Source organism: Rothia nasimurium (genome assembly GCF_004569295.1).
Lineage (GTDB): Bacteria > Actinomycetota > Actinomycetes > Actinomycetales > Micrococcaceae > Rothia > Rothia nasimurium_B.
In genome coordinates, this window is record NZ_SPQC01000027.1 from 24,938 (window position 1) to 39,592 (window position 14,655).

The following is a 14,655-nucleotide window of genomic DNA, read 5'->3' on the forward strand; positions in this document are numbered from 1 at the left end:
CATGGCCCTGTCGCTGGCTGCCTGCGGTCAGAGCACGCCCACTGAACTGGACGCTGCCCCGTCGTCTGCCAGCTCAGTGGCGGCTTCTACCCCTCAGCAGGTAGCTTCTTCGAGCGCACCACCTTCTTCTAGCGCGAGCGCTGAGTCAGCTGCCCCTAGCCAGGCTGCCACACGCCGTCCTGCCGATATTGAGTCGGCCTCATCGATGACGGTTCTCGTCAATAAGCACAATCCTCTCTCTCCTCTTACCTACGCACCCGATGATCTACAGCCGCTTGGCTCCGTCCTGCTTCGCGCCGAGGCAGCAGAAGCAGCACATCACATGTTTGCTGACGCCTCGGCAGCTGGTGCCCCCATGGTGGCCCTCAGCGGCTACCGGTCGTATGAGGCTCAGCAGGGAACCTACGCCAGCTGGGCTGCCCAGTACGGTACAGATCAGGCAGATGTGGCTTCTGCCCGCCCCGGTTATTCAGAGCATCAAACGGGTCTTGCCCTCGATATCGGAACCGGTGGCGCCTGCAACCTCCAGCCCTGCTTCAAGGACACGGCAGCTGCCCTGTGGGTAGCCGAGAACGCCCACCGCTATGGCTTTGTGGTGCGCTACCCCTGGTGGCATCACGAAACCACCGGCTACTGGTATGAGTCCTGGCATTTGCGCTATATCGGTGTTGATGAAGCCACCGCGCTGAAGGAATCCGGGTTTGAAACGCTAGAAGATTTCTGGGGTACAGGGGCCGCCCCCACCTACTAAGAAACGGGTACCGAGTAAGGGGTTGCCGGTTGGTAACCTACAAATTTTTGATATAGGCCGATAGCCCACCCCAACCTATGAGTAAACCCACTGGTTTACAGCGAAAATTTCAGCTCAGATTGGTGTTCACCGCTGGCAGAAACCGCTATTCTTGAACTCATGCTTAGTGGTTTTAAAGATTTCATCACCCGCGGTAACGTCATCGACCTCGCAGTCGGTATGATCATCGGTACCGCCTTCACCGCAGTTGTTACTGCCCTCGTTGGCTCCATCCTGATGCCCGCCATCTCAATGCTGGTTGGCTCCCCCACCTTCGACGAGTTCTTCGTCTTTGGTCAGATCAAGGTTGGTGTCTTCCTGACCGCAGTCGTCAACTTCCTACTGGTCGCAGCAGCTCTGTACTTCTGCATTGTTATGCCCATCAACAAGTTCAATGAGCGTCGTGCTGCCAAGCTTGATCTCGAAGAAGAGGTTGAGGAAGAGGATCCCCAGGTTGCTCTTCTCAAGGAAATCCGTGACGCTCTGACCGTCAAGTAATTTTTCTATCCATTCATATAGGGAAGGCCCCGGTAACTAGCTACCGGGGCCTTCCCTATGCCTTCTGGGGCTTTATGCTGCGGTGCGTTCCTTCACCAGGGCAAGGACGCCCGGGTAGAGGGGGTGGTCAGCAGCTAGGCCGGTGAGGCGTTCGGTTACCTCTTCAGCGGTCTGGTCACCTGCGCGGACGCCAGCAAGCAGGGCCTGCAGTTCTACCGACTCGGGGTCTTCAGCCACATCGAATTCCAGTAGGGCACCGACGGTCGCCAGCAGGGCTTCGGTGGGGCGGCCCAGCTCAGCGAGCTCAGCGGCGGGTCCAATGAAGCGCTCGTTGCGGGAGATCTTTCGCAGCGGTGAACGGCCTACACGCTCGGTGGTGTCGGGCAGGTCGGGGTTAGCGAAGCGTCCCAGAATCTTCTCGACGTAGGCCTGCTGCACCTCGGGCTCGAAGCCAAACTTACGCACAATCAGGTCCTTGGTCTCGGCCAGGGTCGCTTCGACCTTGGCACGAATCTCGGGAACTTCAAGGGCCTCGGAGAGCTTGGAGATGCCCGCCTGCTGGCCAAAGTAGGCGGTGGTAGCATGGCCGGTGTTAACGGTGAAGAGCTTACGAGTAATGTAGGGGGCAAGGTCTTCAACCCAGGTCGCCCCGGGAATCTGGGGAACATCGTCGCCGAAGGGGCCGGTTTCTACAGCCCACTCGTAGTAGTTTTCTACGGTAACGTCGAGCCCCTGGCCGGGAGCCTGGTTCGGCACGATGCGGTCAACTGCGGTGTTAGCAAAGATAGCGACATCGTCTGCTGCCGGGTAGTGCTTGCGGACTTCTTCAGCCAGCGCGTCAGTTGCGTTGATAGCGTTTTCGCAGGCCATCACAGCGACCTTCGGACCTGTTCCCTGCTCAGCGCGGAGCTTAAGACCCTCAGCGATATTAACGGCAACAAACTTGAGAATGGTGGGGCCAACAGCGGTGGTTACCACATCGGCGGTAGCGATTTCCTCGGCGAGCGCCTGAGGATTCTCTGCCGAGTTGATGCCGCGGAAGCCGGTGATGGTGATGTCCTTGGGGTCATGGCCTACCTCATGGACGGTGTAGCTCTCTTGCTCATTGAGGGCATCAATAAGCAGGGCAGCGACGTCTGAGAACACCAGCTCGTAGCCGGCTTCGTTCAGGATGACGCCTACAAAGCCGCGGCCAATATTGCCAGCGCCAAAGTGGACTGCTTTTTTCACGGTTACTGAACCTTTCCAAAGATATCCAGGATTTCCTGGGCGGTACAGGCTTCTTCCAGCTGGGTTACGGCTGCCTTGTTGGAGAAGGTCTTGGCGATCTTCTGCAGCAGTTCCAGGTGGGTGCCGCCTGCACCAGCGATACCGATAACGAAGTTAACGGGCTTACCGTTCCATTCCACCGGTTCGCTCAGACGGACGAAGGACATAGCGGAGCTGTGGATGGCGTCCTTAGCTTCGTTGGTGCCGTGGGGAATAGCCAGGCCGTTGCCCATGTAGGTGGAGACTGATGCTTCGCGTTCGTGCATAGCAGCTACGTAGCTCTCATCGACCTTGCCGGTAGCAACCAGCAGGGCACCTGCCTGGTTGATGGCGTCGTCGCGGTCGGTGGCGCTGGCGTCGAGCACGATGGTCGATGCGGTCAGCACCTGTTCTTCGGTGGCCACAGCGGTTGCGGTTGTAGCGGGTGCTGCGGACGCCGGTGCTTCAGCAGTTGCCTGGTTGCCGGTCTGCTGCTGGCGGATCATCTCTACGATTTCGTCGTAGCGGGGTGAGTTCATGAAGTTGTCGACAGCAACGTGAACAGCGCTGGGGGTGGGAGCGGCGGCGCGGTCTGCCAGGTCCTGATGGGAGACCAGCAGGTCGTATTCGTCCTTGAGGTTGTTGATTGCGGAGTTCACCACGGTGACGCGGTCGCCGAACCCGGCGTCCTTAATCTTGTTGCGCAGCACCGAAGCACCCATCGCAGAGGAACCCATACCGGCGTCGCAGGCAAAGACGATGGAGCGGATTTCACGGTTCTTATCGGCGGTAGCGAAGGCACCGGCGACAGAAGACTTCTTGCCCTTCATCTCCTGCATCTTGGCTGCTGCTGCTTCGAGGTCGTCCTCGCTGTTCTTGGAGAACTTGAGGATGGGAGCAGCCACCAGGAAGGAAACGGCGGTGGCAACGAGTACACCCAGGTAAATCTTGAACAGGTCGCCGGGAGCCGCAACAGCGGTGATAGCGATGATGGAGCCGGGGGCGGACGCTGAAGTCAGGCCTACATTGAGGGTCATGAAGGTGAAGGTACCGGCCATACCACCGGCGATGGTGGCAAGAATCATCTGGGGCTTCATGAGCACGTAGGGGAAGTAGATTTCGTGAATACCGCCGAAGAAGTGAATCAGGGCTGCACCGGGTGCAGTTGCCTTAGCTGAGCCACGGCCGAAGAAGCAGTAGGCCAGCAGGATACCCAGCCCGGGGCCGGGGTTAGCTTCAAGCAGGTAGAGAATGGACTTGCCCTGTTCCAGGGCCTGGGCGGTACCCAGCGGGGTGATAATGCCGTGGTTAATGGCGTTGTTGAGGAAGAGGACCTTAGCCGGTTCAATCAGCAGGGCGGTCAGCGGCAGCAGGCCGGTGGAAACCAGCCAGTCGACAGCTGCTTCAGCGCCCGCGGAGAAGGCTCGCATGACGGGAGTCAGCAGGAACATAGAGCCCATTGCTGCGATAACAGCAAAGATACCGGCAGAGAAGTTGTTAACCAGCATCTCGAAGCCGGGCTTAATTTTGCCGTCCCAGAGGCCGTCTAGCTTCTTCATGCACCAGGCGGCCAGGGGGCCCATAATCATAGCGCCCAGGAACATAGGTGAGCCGCCAGCTTCGCCGATGAAAATTTCGGCACTGGTACCCATGATGACGCCCATGGTAGCGGTTGCACCAATCACGCCACCGCGGTGGTCGTAGATGAGCTTACCGCCGGTGTAGGCAATCAGGATCGGAAGTAGGTAGGTCACCATAGGGCCAACCATGGTTGCTACGTATTCGCTGAAACCTGCCAGGCTCGGAATGTACATGGGCACGAGGCCCTTAGGGATAAAGAGCGCGGTGATGATACCCCACGCGATAAGGGCACCGATATTCGGCATAATCATGCTCGAAAGGAAGGTGCCAAACTTCTGCACGCGTACGCGCAGGCTGGGTGACTGTGTCTCTGCCATAGAGTCCTTCTTAGGAATGCGTTTTCACAAGGAGTGTGGTTCTACATAAAAAGCCCTCTTTTTCCCACCAGCGCTGGCGGGTCAGAGAGCTGAGTGTCTTTAGTCTACCTCTCTGCCAGGCTGCTACCTACAGGAAAAATTGACCAGTTTCTCACACCTGTTAGACAAGTTTAGGCTAGGGTAACAAAAAGCCGGGCCCCGCTCCCCCGGTGAGGGAAAACAGGGCCCGGCAGAGGCTAAGAGGGGGGGCTACCTTAGATAGCCAGTTCACGAGCCACAATGTCGGCTAGAGCCTGGGCGGTTGCATCTGCAGCCTCCTGGGTTTCAGCTTCAACCATGACGCGCACCAGGGGTTCGGTACCCGAGGGGCGAAGCAGAACTCGACCGGTATCGCCCAGCTGGGCTTCGGCGTCCTTAATCGCTTCTTGCAGGGGTACGCAGCTGGCTACGCCAGCGCGGTCAACGCCCTTGACGTTAATCAGCTTCTGGGGGGTCGCCTGCATGCGGTTAGCCAGCTCAGAGAGGGGCAGGCCGGTACGGGCCATTTCAGCAGCCAGATGCAGGCCGGTGAGCACGCCGTCACCGGTGGTGGCATGGTCCGACATAATCACGTGGCCCGACTGCTCGCCACCCAGGTTAAAGCCGTTCTTATTCATGGATTCCAGCACGTAGCGGTCGCCCACAGCGGTGCGCTCTAGCTTGATGCCGTGTTCCTTGAGGAAGATTTCTAGGCCCAGTGAAGACATGACGGTGGCGACCAGGGTGTCGTCTTTGAGGGTTCCTGATTCCTTCATCGACAGCGCCAGAATCGACATAATCTGATCGCCATCTACCAGGTTGCCCTGCTCGTCGACAGCCATACAGCGGTCGGCGTCGCCGTCGTGGGCAATGCCCAGGTCAGCGCTGTGGCGGACGACCGCTTCCTGAAGCTTTTCGGGGTGGGTTGAGCCCACACCGTCATTGATGTTAATGCCATCGGGTTCAGCACCAATCACAAACACCTTGGCCCCCAGGGTGCGGAAGGCATCGGGAGAAACTCCGGATGAGGCGCCGTTAGCACAGTCCAGTACAACCTTGAGGCCGTTGAGGCGGCGGTGCTCTGGCATGGTTGAGACCAGATGTGTGACGTAGCGGTCTTCACCATCAGTAAGCGGACGGACGCGCCCCACCTCACCGTGGGTGGGGTAACGGAAGTCCTTGGAGCGGTAGAGGGCCTCGATGGCGTCCTCAATCGCATCATCCAGCTTCTTACCCCCGCGAGCCAGGAACTTAATTCCGTTGTCTTCAGCCGCGTTATGGGAAGCAGAAATCATGACGCCGAAGTCGGCTTCTGTGCTTGCCACCAGGTAGGCTGCGGCGGGGGTGGGCACCATACCCGCGTCGAGCACGTCAACGCCTGATGCTGCGAAGCCTGCGGTCATTGCCGCGCCAATGAATTCACCCGAGATACGGGAGTCATGGGCGATAACAGCCTTGGGGCGGACACCTTCTTTAACCGTATTGAACCCAAGGACGATGGATGCGGCCTGCGCAAGCTCCATAGCAAGAGCAGGAGTAATCACTTCGTTAGCGAGGCCGCGAACACCGTCGGTTCCGAATAATCTAGACATTACTGATTATTCTACGCGCTCAGTTCTATTTTTCTTCGCGTAGGACGGGGAAACCTTCTGGGTTTTCGGGCACATCGTCATCGAGAACGTCCGATCCTTTGCCCACAATCAGCGGGTCGGTGGAACCGACCAGGGCGTGGTCCTTATCGGGGTAGTCGAACTGGTTGAGCACGTGGCGCATGGCTTCGAGGCGGGCGCGCTTCTTGTCGTTAGACTTCACAACGGCCCAGGGGGCATCGCCGGTGTCGGTGTAGAAGAACATGGCCTCTTTAGCTGCCGTGTAATCGTCCCACTTATCCAGGGAAGCAAGGTCGGTAGGCGATAGCTTCCACTGGCGCACAGGGTCAGTACGGCGGGAGTTGAAGCGGGCCAGCTGTTCTGCACGGGTAACGGAGAACCAGAACTTAATGAGTTTGACGCCGGAGTTAACCAGCATGCGCTCTAGCTCGGGGACCTCACGCATGAATTCGTAGTACTGCTGGGAGGTGCAGTAGCCCATGACGCGCTCGACACCTGCTCGGTTGTACCAGGAACGGTCCATGAGCACGATTTCGCCGCCGGAGGGCAGGTGCTGAATGTAGCGCTGGAAATACCACTGGGTTTGCTCAACGTCGGTGGGCTTTTCCAGCGCAACGACGCGGGCACCGCGGGGGTTGAGGTGTTCCATAAAACGCTTGATGGCGCCGCCCTTACCCGCTGCATCCCGGCCCTCAAAAATAATCAAAACCTTCTGGCCGGTTTCTTTGACCCAGAGCTGGAGTTTGAGGAGCTCAATCTGCAGGGCTCGCTTTTCCTTCTCGTATTCCTTGCGGGAAAGTTTCTTGTCGTAGGGATAGCCGGCCTTCCATGCATCCGATTTCTCGCCGTCACCGCTGAGTTTCTTGGTCAGAGATGAAATTTCATCGAGCTCTGCGCTGTAGTCCTCTACGACCGATATGCGGCGGGTCTCCTTGGTGAGGGCCGCTTTCACAGCCTCCTTCTTGGGGTCGGTAACCTGCTGGGGGGCGTCCTGTTCCACAGCTTCGGTGCTGGGAGTTTCTAGCTCGGTAGTGGCGTCCTTGCCTGCGGCCTTGGTAGAGCGTGAGGTGCGAGTGGTGTTCGAAGATGCCATGGGCACCCTTTCTCTCGTGCGTATGTTCCACATCTATTCTAGATGCAAGACGTGAGACACCCCACTGTTACACGTCTTTTGACCCTAAGCGAAAATACGGCAAACGCCCCATTTCTCTGCGAAGAGAAATGGGGCGTTTGACAATAAGCCTGAGCTGCAGGCCCAGTAATCGTAGCTTAGCGCTTTGAGAACTGTGAAGCCTTGCGTGCTTTCTTAAGACCAGCCTTCTTACGCTCGATAACACGAGCGTCGCGGGTCAGGAAGCCTGCCTTCTTCAGGGCGGGGCGGTTGTTCTCAGCGTCGATCTCGTTCAGGGCACGAGCAACGCCAAGACGCAGAGCGCCGGCCTGGCCGGAGGGGCCGCCACCTGAGATGCGTGCGAAGACGTCGTAGGCGCCTTCGAGTTCAAGCAGCTTGAAGGGGTCGTTGACTTCCTGCTGGTGCAGCTTGTTGGGGAAGTAGTTGTCGAGCTCGCGACCATTAACGGTCCACTTGCCGGTACCGGGTACCAAGCGGACGCGGGCAACGGCTTCCTTGCGACGACCAACAGCCTGACCACCAACGGTCAGTGCGGGGCGGGCAGCCTTTTCAGCAACGGGTGCTGAGGACTCGGAAGTGTAGCTGGTGAGCTCTTCTTCGGTGGTGTACTCTTCGTTCTGAGCCACGATGTCTCCTTTAATAGTTCTTTCGTAGGCCCGAATTACTGGGCAACCTGGGTGAATTCGTAGGTCTTGGGCTGCTGAGCTGCGTGGGGGTGCTCGGAACCTGCGTAAACCTTGAGGTTCTTGAGCTGCTGGGCAGCCAGCTTGTTCTTGGGGAGCATGCCCTTAACAGCCTTTTCTACGGCGCGAACGGGGTTGGTTTCCAGCAGTTCGGCGTAGTTGACTGACTTCAGACCACCGGGGTAACCGGAGTGGCGGTAGGCACGCTTCTGCTCAAGCTTGGCACCGGTCAGTGCAACCTTTTCAGCGTTGATGATGATGACGGAGTCACCCATGTCAACGTGGGGTGCGAAGGTGGGCTTGTGCTTGCCGCGCAGCAGGATTGCGGTCTGGCTTGCGAGACGGCCGAGAACAACATCAGAGGCATCGATGATGTGCCACTGGCGGTTGTTGTCGCCTGACTTCGGAGTGTAAGTGCGCAAAATTTCGCCTTTTCTCGTTTCTTGTAGCGCTAGTTGGGTATCGCGCTGGTTTACATAGGTGCGTTTTCGCAGGGTTTGAGTGAGGGCCAAACGCATCTGCGGTACCGATTTCCTCAGACCTCTTGTTCCCCGTTATTGTCCTGCAACTAGACCGAAGAACAGGGTACGAAATGAGGGCGGTATACGCACAACGTATGAAACTATACAGAGTTTAAGTCTCTTAATCCAGGGCTTAACCCTATAAAGACGGGGTTTTGACCGACCTCACGTTTAAATCACAGGTTTGTGATTTAGAGGGTTCGCAGGTTTCGGGCTTTCTCGCTTTGGGCTGCGTAGCCGGACGCCTCGGGGTAGGTGATAGTGGCTAGGGCCAGACCGCGCGGGGCAGCTAGACGCACCTGGGAGTCTCGTACGGGCTCTTCGATGCGGGAGATAAGCCAGGCTTCGTCCTTTTTCCCCTCCCCCACCGTCACCAGTGAGGCGATGAGGGTTCGCACCATATTGTGGCAGAAGGCGTCTGCCTTGATGTTTGCTTCAATGAGGCCGTCCCTCCGCCGCTCAAACCGAAGTTCGCGCAACTCGCGAATCGTGGTAGAGCCTTCGCGGGGCTTGCAGAAGGAAAGGAAGTCGTTGAGTCCCATCAGGTTCTGGGCAGCACGGTTCATTAAATCTATATCCAGTACGGGGTTGATTTGCCAGGCGATCTGCCGGTTCAGAGGACTGCTGCCCTTCTCTTCTTGCCCGTCTTCAAGCAGGTAACGATAGGAGCGTTCCAGAGCCGAGAAGCGGGCATCGAAATCAGCCGGGGCTTCCTGGCAACTACTGACCGTGATCGCTCGCTGCATATAGCCCTGTAGACGGGATGGTATTCCCAGCTCTGCCTCAGCATCTGCCAGAGCTCTGCTGAGTGCTCCGCGCAATTTACGGCGCAGTGCGGACTCCGGTGCGTCCTGGCTACGCCCAGGTAGCTGCTCCCAGGCGTCCTTGGCAAGGTCAAAGTGCACCACCTGGTGCAGGGCGTGGACGCCGGCGTCGGTCCGTCCGGCTACCGTAGTGTAGATGGGGCGGCGGAAGATAAGGGCCAGGGCTTCTTCGAGGACTCCCTGGACGGTGATAAGCCCCGGCTGCTTGGCCCAGCCTGCGAAGGGGCCACCGTCGTAGGCAAAATCAAGGCGCACGCGTACGCGGGGCTCGTATAGCTGCTCGGGGGTTTCGGTCATGGCTCTCCTTAGAAGGCGGGGTACAGGCTCACTCCACTTTACCCGCTACGAACAAAGGCGGCTCTCCCCCGTGTGAGGGGAAGAGCCGCCTTTTATCTACCGGTGACTAAAGAATTAGTCTTCGGAGATGGTCTGTGCTGCTGCACCACCGGCAGGTGCGTAACCTGCTGCTTCAGCTGATTCCTTGGTGTCGAACCAGATTTCAGCCTGGGTGTTTGCGTACCAGCGTGAGCCGGGTACGTGGTACTTCATGGAGTCAGCGTTGCCCTTGATTTCGAAGCCCTCGGGAGCTTCGCCGTTCTCGGTTGCTGCGTGTGCGCCTGCGGGCAGGTCTGAGGACTCAGCTGCTGCGGGTGCTGCTACCTTGGTCTCTTCTGCTGCGGGTGCTGCGGTCTCTGCTACCTTGGTAGCTTCGGAAACAGCTGCTGCGGTTGCAACGGGCTCCATGACCAGTTCGATAACTGCCATGGGGGCGTTGTCGCCCTTGCGGTTACCGATCTTGGTGATGCGGGTGTAGCCACCGGGGCGCTCTGCCATTGCGGGGGCAATGACGGTGAAGAGCTCGTGGACTACGGTCTTGTTACCGATGGAGCGCAGGACGCGGCGGCGTGCGTTGAGGTCGCCCTTCTTTGCGAAGGTGATCAGACGCTCGGCGACGGGGCGCAGACGCTTTGCCTTGGTAACGGTGGTGGTGATGCGCTTGTGCTCGAAGAGCTGCTGAGACAGGTTGTTCAGCATGATGCGCTCGTGGGTCGGTGATCCGCCGAGGCGGGGACCCTTAGTGGGAGTAGGCATAATTTATTCTCCTGGTTTGCCGTTCCTTACTGCCTCACGGCAGGGGAACCAAAGATGTTTGACTGGTGTAACGCGTGGAAGCGTTGACTGCCGGTGTCTTAGTAGTCGCTGCCGTAGCTGTCGTCGTCCTGCAGGCGGGCTGAGAGGTCCATTCCGGCGGGTGAGTCCTTGAGGGACAGGCCGAGCTCGGTGAGCTTTGCCTTGACTTCGTCGATGGACTTGGCACCGAAGTTGCGGATGTCCATGAGGTCTGCTTCGCTGCGGGTCACGAGTTCACCCACGGTGTGGATGCCTTCACGCTTGAGGCAGTTGTAGGAGCGGACGGTCATGTCCAGGTCTTCGATGGGCAGAGCCAGGTCTGCGGCCATTGACTCGTCAGCGGGTGACGGGCCAACCTCGATACCTTCAGCGGCGGTGTTGAGTTCGCGGGCGAGGCCGAAGAGCTCAACGAGGGTGTTGCCTGCTGATGCGACTGCGTCGCGGGGAGCAATTGCTTCCTTGGTTTCGACGTCCAGGGTGAGGGAGTCGAAGTCGGTGCGCTGCTCAACACGGGTTGCGCTGACGCGGAAGGTGACCTTGAGGACGGGTGAGTAGATGGAGTCGACCGGGATACGGCCGATTTCTGCGTCACCTGACTTGTTCTGTGCTGCCGAGACGTAGCCGCGGCCGCGTTCGATGGTCAGTTCTGCGTTGAAGTTTGCGCGGTTGTTGAGGGTTGCGATGTGGAGGTCCGGGTTGTGGATCTCGACGCCTGCGGGCACCTCGATGTCGCCTGCGGTGAGTTCACCTTCGCCCTGCTTGCGCAGGTAGGCGATGACGGGTTCGTCGTTCTCTGATGAGATGGAGAGCTTCTTGATGTTCAAGATAATCTCGGTGACGTCCTCGGTCACACCTTCTACAGTGCTGAATTCGTGTAGCACGCCGTCGATGCGGATGCTGGTTACAGCGGCACCGGGGATGGATGAGAGAAGGGTGCGGCGGAGGGAGTTACCCAGGGTGTAGCCGAAGCCGGGTTCGAGGGGCTCGATGGTGAAGCGTGAACGGTTTTCCGATACGTGTTCTTCACGCAGGATGGGGCGCTGTGCAATGAGCACTATGTTTCCTTTCGGTGAGCATCCGCTATATGAGCTCACAGGTTGGGAAAAACGAGTGAGGAAGCAGACGAAGCAGTCTGTTCATTGACCTGCAGCCGGTGGGTTGCGGGTCGCCCGATGTTCGGGACGCGTCTAGCCGGTGGGGCTTAGACGTGGCGGCGCTTCGGAGGACGGCAGCCGTTGTGGGCAACGGGGGTGACGTCCTGGATGGAGCCAACTTCGAGGCCGGTGGCCTGGAGTGAGCGGATAGCGGTTTCGCGGCCGGGGCCGGGGCCCTTGACGAAAACGTCTACCTTGCGGACACCGTGTTCCTGAGCGCGCTTTGCAGCGGTCTCAGCGGCCATCTGAGCTGCGTAGGGGGTTGACTTACGTGAACCCTTGAAGCCCATTTCGCCGGCGGATGACCAGGAAATAACAGCACCAGAGGGATCAGTGATTGAAACGATGGTGTTGTTGAAGGTTGACTTGATGTGTGCCTGACCGGCAACAATGTTCTTGGAAACCTTGCGGCGGCCGGTACGCTTGGCCGCTGCGCGAGTCTTGGGAGGCATTTTTGATTCTCCTACAAAGTTTTGGTTGAAGTGTTGGTCTTACGCGATGTGCAAGACTGAGGCAACACTGTTTACTTCTTCTTACCTGCGACGGTACGCTTCGGGCCCTTGCGGGTACGTGCGTTGGTCTTGGTGCGCTGGCCGTGTACGGGAAGGCCACGGCGGTGACGCAGACCCTGGTAGCTACCGATTTCTACCTTGCGGCGGATGTCGGCAGCAACCTCGCGGCGAAGGTCACCTTCAACCTTGTAGTTGCCTTCGATGAAGTCACGAAGTGCTACGAGCTGGGTATCGTCAAGGTCCTTGACGCGGGTGTTGGGGTCAACACCGGTTGCAGCAAGCGCTTCTTTTGCACGGGTCTTGCCCACGCCGTAGATGTAAGTAAGAGCAATTTCCACGCGCTTTTCGCGGGGAATATCGACTCCAGCGAGACGTGCCATGGGGCGTTCTCCTTGTTTTCGCAGAGGTCTGTGACATCACTGCCCGGTTGTCCCGGTCCCCGGCCTCTGTGCCCGGAGGTATCCTGCTTTTGTGGGCAGGAGCGGTGCCATTTTCTGTTGTGCCACCGGGTGGGGTGGTCTTGTCAACGTTGGCTAGTGATTAGCCCTGACGCTGCTTGTGGCGCGGGTTTTCGCAGATCACCATGACCACACCGTGACGGCGGATCACTTTGCACTTGTCGCAGATCGGCTTAACGCTCGGCTTGACCTTCATCGCATTCCTTTGCGTTGATGTTTCAGCTAATGCTTTTGGACGGGCGGGGTAAGAGGTTCTGTGTCCGGCTAGCCGGTGGGAGAACTGTTTACCCCTTTTACACGGCGTAAACGCCGCTGCTTAGCGACGTTTGATGCTTGTGTTTACTTGTAGCGGTAGACGATACGACCGCGTGAGAGGTCGTAGGGGCTGAGCTCGACTACTACTCGGTCCTCAGGCAGGATTCGAATGTAGTGCTGACGCATCTTGCCTGAGATGTGTGCAAGTACTTTGTGTCCGTTGTCCAGCTCAACGCGGAATGATGCGTTGGGCAGTGCTTCGACCACGGTACCTTCAATCTCGATGACGCCGTCTTTCTTGGCCATATCCTCCGCTTTACTTTCGTGCTCCCAAGGTGTCTTGGGGGCTCTTGGTAGTGTTTTTTCTGTGTTCGGTGCGTTCTCCCGGGTTCGGGTACCGCTCCGCTTGCGCACTAAACGCATGGCACAGACAACCAACAAACTAATATACGGCAAAAGCCCCGGAATGTTAATGGTTTTCGCAAAACATAGCGAGCTTCACATTAAGGTCCGGGGCTTAAGCGCAGGGGCAGGACGCTCCGGCAGCCGACTGGCTGGGTCTAGCATGAATTGGCCGAGCGCCCCAGCGCGAGGTCAAGAAGGTTAGTCGGCTAAGGAGCGTCCTGCCCTGCGTATTTCGTTTAGTCTTCCTTGGCAGCAAGCTGGCCACATGCACCGTCGATGTCACTTCCACGGGTATCGCGTACGGTGGTGGGGATGCCGTGGGCGCGCAGGCGTTCGACGAAGTTTTGTTCGACGCCCTTGCGGGATGCTGTCCATTTTGAGCCAGGGGTGGGGTTGAGCGGGATGGGGTTGACGTGTACCCAGCCGCGGCCGCGGGAGGCGAGTTTTTTGCCGAGGAGGTCGGCGCGCCAGCCCTGGTCGTTGATGTCGCGGATGAGGGCGTATTCGATGGAGATACGGCGGCCGGTGGTGCGGTAGTAGTCGTAGGCGGCGTCGAGGGTTTCGTCGACTTTCCAGCGCTGGTTGATGGGGATGAGTTCGTCGCGGAGTTCGTCGTCGGGGGCGTGGAGGGAGAGGGCTAGGGTGATGGGGAGTTTTTCTAATTCGAATTTGCGGATGCCGGGGACGAGGCCGACGGTGGACATGGTGATGCCGCGGGCTGAGATGCCGAGTCCTTCGGGGGCGGGGTCGATGAGGCGGTGTACGGCTCCCATGGTGGCTTTGTAGTTGGCGAGGGCTTCGCCCATGCCCATGAAGACGATGTTGGAGACGCGCAGGGGGCGGGTGTCTTCGGAGCCGCCTTCGGCTTGTTCGAGGCCTTTCATGTCTTTGAGGTAGCGGGCGCCTGCGATGACCTGTTCGACGATTTCGGCGGTGGAGAGGTTGCGAGTGAGGCCCTGCTGGCCGGTGGCGCAGAAGGGGCAGTTCATGCCGCAGCCGGCCTGGGATGAGATGCACATGGTGACGCGGTTGTCGTAGCGCATGATGACGGATTCGACGAGGGCTCCGTCGAAGAGGCGGTGGACGACTTTGAGGGTGTCGCCGCCGTCGGCTTCGAGGGTGCGGACTGTGGTGAGCAGCTGGGGCATGGCGTCGGCGACCATTTTTTCGCGTTCTGCTGCGGGCAGGTCGGTCATTTGGGCCGGGTCGTTGACGAGGCGTTCGAAGTAGTGTTTGGAGAGCTGGGCGGCTCGGAAGGGCTTGTAGCCGAGTTCTTCGAGGAAGGCGCGGCGGCCAGCCATGTCGAAGTCTGCGATGTGGCGCGGGGGTTTGCCGCAGCGGGGGGCTTTGAGGATGATCTGGCCGGGTTCGGGGCGGGCACTGGAGATTTCCAGGGGGACGCTGGTGGTTTCGGTCATGACTGTTGCTTTCGGTGCGATGCGGGGCGGACGCTGGGGG

Annotated in this window: 16 protein-coding genes; 2 read left to right on the forward strand and 14 right to left on the reverse strand. The window is 58.8% G+C overall.

Annotation, left to right across the window (positions count from 1 at the left end):
• Position 1 precedes the first annotated feature (1 nt).
• Positions 2-751 (forward strand): M15 family metallopeptidase, encoded by a 750-nt coding sequence (locus E4U03_RS08175; RefSeq protein ID WP_228066027.1) that lies wholly within the window; start codon positions 2-4, stop codon positions 749-751.
• Between the two features lie 159 nt (positions 752-910).
• Complete coding sequence (mscL, locus tag E4U03_RS08180) at positions 911-1,288, forward strand: large conductance mechanosensitive channel protein MscL (protein ID WP_135013057.1); 378 nt, start codon at positions 911-913, stop codon at positions 1,286-1,288.
• A gap of 72 nt (positions 1,289-1,360) precedes the next feature.
• Here mscL and E4U03_RS08185 read toward each other — a convergent pair whose 3' ends face one another.
• From E4U03_RS08185 to rlmN, 14 genes are all read right to left on the reverse strand, one after another.
• On the reverse strand, positions 1,361-2,518 hold the full coding sequence (locus E4U03_RS08185) for a mannitol-1-phosphate 5-dehydrogenase (protein WP_135013058.1): 1,158 nt from the start codon (positions 2,516-2,518) through the stop codon (positions 1,361-1,363).
• Positions 2,519-2,520: 2 nt separating this feature from the next.
• Positions 2,521-4,494 carry a PTS mannitol transporter subunit IICBA gene (locus E4U03_RS08190; protein WP_135013059.1) on the reverse strand — a complete coding sequence of 658 codons (1,974 nt, stop codon included), beginning with the start codon at positions 4,492-4,494 and terminating at the stop codon, positions 2,521-2,523.
• A gap of 254 nt (positions 4,495-4,748) precedes the next feature.
• Positions 4,749-6,104 carry a phosphoglucosamine mutase gene (gene glmM / locus E4U03_RS08195; RefSeq protein WP_135013060.1) on the reverse strand — a complete coding sequence of 452 codons (1,356 nt, stop codon included), beginning with the start codon at positions 6,102-6,104 and terminating at the stop codon, positions 4,749-4,751.
• Positions 6,105-6,129: 25 nt separating this feature from the next.
• Positions 6,130-7,215 carry a polyphosphate kinase 2 gene (gene ppk2 / locus E4U03_RS08200; RefSeq protein WP_135013061.1) on the reverse strand — a complete coding sequence of 362 codons (1,086 nt, stop codon included), beginning with the start codon at positions 7,213-7,215 and terminating at the stop codon, positions 6,130-6,132.
• A gap of 176 nt (positions 7,216-7,391) precedes the next feature.
• On the reverse strand, positions 7,392-7,880 hold the full coding sequence (rpsI, locus tag E4U03_RS08205) for a 30S ribosomal protein S9 (protein WP_135013062.1): 489 nt from the start codon (positions 7,878-7,880) through the stop codon (positions 7,392-7,394).
• 35 nt (positions 7,881-7,915) lie between these two features.
• The gene (gene rplM, locus E4U03_RS08210) at positions 7,916-8,359 is read right to left on the reverse strand and encodes a 50S ribosomal protein L13 (RefSeq protein WP_135013063.1); all 444 of its coding nucleotides are present in this window, start codon (positions 8,357-8,359) and stop codon (positions 7,916-7,918) included.
• 290 nt (positions 8,360-8,649) lie between these two features.
• Positions 8,650-9,579 (reverse strand): tRNA pseudouridine(38-40) synthase TruA, encoded by a 930-nt coding sequence (truA, locus tag E4U03_RS08215; RefSeq protein ID WP_135013064.1) that lies wholly within the window; start codon positions 9,577-9,579, stop codon positions 8,650-8,652.
• A 114-nt stretch (positions 9,580-9,693) separates the two neighbouring features.
• Positions 9,694-10,374, reverse strand: coding sequence for a 50S ribosomal protein L17 (gene rplQ, locus E4U03_RS08220; RefSeq protein WP_135013065.1), 681 nt, complete (start codon positions 10,372-10,374; stop codon positions 9,694-9,696).
• Positions 10,375-10,472: 98 nt separating this feature from the next.
• Entirely contained in the window at positions 10,473-11,468 is a 996-nt protein-coding gene (locus E4U03_RS08225) for a DNA-directed RNA polymerase subunit alpha (protein WP_135013066.1), read from the reverse strand.
• A gap of 146 nt (positions 11,469-11,614) precedes the next feature.
• Positions 11,615-12,019 (reverse strand): 30S ribosomal protein S11, encoded by a 405-nt coding sequence (rpsK, locus tag E4U03_RS08230; RefSeq protein WP_083090739.1) that lies wholly within the window; start codon positions 12,017-12,019, stop codon positions 11,615-11,617.
• A gap of 71 nt (positions 12,020-12,090) precedes the next feature.
• Positions 12,091-12,459: a 30S ribosomal protein S13 gene (gene rpsM, locus E4U03_RS08235; RefSeq protein WP_083090738.1), complete on the reverse strand. Its 369-nt coding sequence runs from the start codon at positions 12,457-12,459 to the stop codon at positions 12,091-12,093.
• 160 nt (positions 12,460-12,619) lie between these two features.
• A complete protein-coding gene (rpmJ, locus tag E4U03_RS08240; RefSeq protein WP_004005257.1) occupies positions 12,620-12,733 on the reverse strand; it encodes a 50S ribosomal protein L36 in 114 nt (37 codons plus the stop codon).
• A 143-nt stretch (positions 12,734-12,876) separates the two neighbouring features.
• Positions 12,877-13,098 (reverse strand): translation initiation factor IF-1, encoded by a 222-nt coding sequence (infA, locus tag E4U03_RS08245; RefSeq protein WP_083090737.1) that lies wholly within the window; start codon positions 13,096-13,098, stop codon positions 12,877-12,879.
• A 335-nt stretch (positions 13,099-13,433) separates the two neighbouring features.
• Entirely contained in the window at positions 13,434-14,615 is a 1,182-nt protein-coding gene (rlmN, locus tag E4U03_RS08250; RefSeq protein WP_135013067.1) for a 23S rRNA (adenine(2503)-C(2))-methyltransferase RlmN, read from the reverse strand.
• Positions 14,616-14,655 lie beyond the last annotated feature (40 nt).